2 protein-coding genes are annotated in these 2,600 nt (G+C 73.2%); both read right to left on the bottom strand.

Annotated features, from left to right (window positions below; translation table 11 throughout):
* A partial coding sequence (locus tag SSBG_RS02715) for a Tex family protein (protein ID WP_037868788.1) occupies nucleotides 1-2,188 on the bottom strand: 2,188 nt, incomplete at its 3' end.
* 83 nt (nucleotides 2,189-2,271) lie between these two features.
* Nucleotides 2,272-2,397, bottom strand: coding sequence for an LPFR motif small protein (locus SSBG_RS35335; protein WP_267880252.1), 126 nt, complete (start codon nucleotides 2,395-2,397; stop codon nucleotides 2,272-2,274).
* Nucleotides 2,398-2,600: the final 203 nt, after the last annotated feature.

The raw sequence follows: 2,600 nt of genomic DNA, 5'->3' as shown, positions 1-2,600 counted from the left end.
GCCGCAGCGTGAGCGAGATCCGCTTGCGCGGCAGGTCCACGTCGAGGACCTTGACCTTCACGATGTCGCCCGGCTTGACGACCTCGCGCGGGTCCTTCACGAACTCCCGCGAGAGCGCCGAGACATGGACGAGCCCGTCCTGGTGCACCCCGATGTCCACGAAGGCCCCGAAGGCGGCGACGTTGGTCACGACGCCCTCCAGGACCATGCCCGGCTCCAGGTCGGACAGCTTCTCGACGCCCTCCTTGAAGGACGCCGTGCGGAACGCGGGCCGCGGGTCGCGCCCCGGCTTCTCCAGCTCGCGCAGGATGTCGGTGACGGTCGGCAGCCCGAAGGTGTCGTCCACGAAGTCGTCCGGGCGCAGCGAGCGCAGCGTCGAGGTGTCCCCGACGAGCGCGGCCACGTCGCCGCCCGTCGCCTTCGCGATCCTGCGCGCCACCGGATACGCCTCGGGGTGCACGCTGGAGGCGTCGAGCGGGTCGGCGCCCCGCACGCGCAGGAAGCCCGCGCACTGCTCGTACGCCTTCGGGCCGAGCCGCGCGACCTTCTTCAGCTCCGTGCGGGAGCCGAAGGGACCGTTCTCGTCCCGGTGGCGCACGATGTTCTCGGCGAGCGTCGCGCTCACCCCGGAGACCCGCGAGAGCAGCGGCGTGGACGCGGTGTTGACGTCCACGCCGACGCCGTTCACACAGTCCTCGACCACCGCGTCGAGCGAGCGCGAGAGCTTCACCTCGCTCAGGTCGTGCTGGTACTGGCCGACCCCGATGGACTTCGGGTCGATCTTGACCAGTTCGGCGAGCGGGTCCTGGAGGCGGCGCGCGATGGAGACCGCGCCGCGCAGGGAGACGTCCAGCTCGGGGAGTTCCTGCGAGGCGAAGGCCGAGGCCGAGTAGACCGAGGCGCCCGCCTCCGAGACGACGACCTTCGTGAGCCCCAGCTCCGGGCGGGCCGCGATGAGTTCGCCCGCGAGCTTGTCCGTCTCGCGCGAGGCGGTGCCGTTGCCGATCGCGATGAGGTCGACCTGATGCCGCTCCGCGAGCCGCGCGAGGCTCGCGAGCGCGTCGTCCCAGCGGTTGCGCGGGGCGTGCGGGTAGATCGTGTCGGTCGCGACGACCTTGCCCGTCGCGTCCACCACGGCGACCTTCACGCCGGTGCGGAGGCCGGGGTCGAGCCCGAGCGTCGCGCGTGTCCCGGCGGGCGCGGCGAGCAGCAGGTCGCGCAGGTTCGCGGCGAAGACCCCGACGGCCTCGTCCTCGGCCGTCGTGCGCAGCCGCAGTCGCAGGTCGATGCCGAGGTGCACGAGGACGCGGGTGCGCCAGGCCCAGCGCACCGTCTCGCGCAGCCACGCGTCCCCCGGCCGTCCCCGGTCCGCGATCCCGAAGCGGTGCGCGATGACACCCTCGTACGAGGAGGGGGTGCCCGGCTCGGCGGGCGGCTCCTCGGGCTCCAGGACGAGGTCGAGGACCTCTTCCTTCTCGCCGCGCAGCAGGGCGAGGACGCGGTGCGAGGGGAGCTTGGCGAAGGGCTCGGCGAAGTCGAAGTAGTCGGAGAACTTCGCCCCCGCCTCCTCCTTGCCCTCGCGGACCTTCGAGGAGAGGCTGCCGCGCGTCCACATGCGCTCGCGCAGCTCCCCGATGAGGTCCGCGTCCTCCGCGAACCGCTCGGAGAGGATCGCGCGGGCCCCGTCGAGCGCGGCCTGCGCGTCCGCGACGCCCTTGCCCGCGTCCACGTACGCGGCGGCCGCCTCGGCCGGCTCGCGCGAGGGATCGGTGAGCAGGCCCTCGGCGAGCGGTTCGAGCCCGGCCTCGCGGGCGATCTGCGCCCTGGTGCGCCGCTTGGGCTTGAAGGGGAGGTAGACGTCCTCCAGTCGCGCCTTCGTGTCGGCGCCGAGGATGCGGGCCTCGACCTCCTCGGTGAGCTTGCCCTGCTCCCGTACGGATTCGAGCACCGCCGCGCGCCGCTCCTCCAGCTCGCGCAGGTAGCGCAGCCGCTCCTCCAGGGTCCTCAGCTGGGCGTCGTCCAGCGTGCCCGTGACCTCTTTGCGGTAGCGCGCGATGAAGGGCACCGTCGAGCCGCCGTCGAGCAGTTCGACGGCCGACCTCACCTGCCGCTCCTGAACTCCGAGTTCCTCGGCAATGCGTCCCTCGATGGACGCGGATTCGGTGGACCCCGTGCGGGCTGTCGTCACGTTCCCGTACCGCCTTCTGACTTGCGAAGCTTGGGGCCCATTCTGGCAGGCGGCACCCGCACGGCGGGGCGGGGCCGGGGGGCTCAGGCGCGGCGGGCGGTGCTGGAGGCGCCGTCGAAGAGCCGGGCCACGGCGCGGAACGGCAGCGTGACGACGGTCGCGATGGCGGAGCCGATCTGGCGCAGGACGTCGGCGATGGCGCGGAACATGGTGTTCTCCTTCCGGGGGTGTCGCCGGGGGAGTCCCTTTCCGGCGTACGGCGCGGGTTTCCCCGGGCCGCCCGGCTAAACCCGGACGGCCCGGGACGCCCGCACGGGCTCGTTCCCCCCGGCCCGCGCTCCCGGCCCGCTCCCGCCTCAGTCCTTGCCGAAGATCCCCGCGGGGAAGGCGCCCGCCGCGATTCCGGCACGGG

Origin of the sequence: Streptomyces sp. SPB074 (assembly GCF_000154905.1) — a bacterium.
Taxonomy (GTDB): Bacteria; Actinomycetota; Actinomycetes; order Streptomycetales; family Streptomycetaceae; genus Streptomyces.
Note: the sequence above shows the minus strand (reverse complement) of the source record. Positions and strands in the feature narration are given on the sequence as shown.

Bases quoted from the DNA above. Each gene is read 5' to 3' on its own strand.
- SSBG_RS35335 (WP_267880252.1), bottom strand. From the start codon at position 2,397: ATGTTCCGCGCCATCGCCGACGTCCTGCGCCAGATCGGCTCCGCCATC.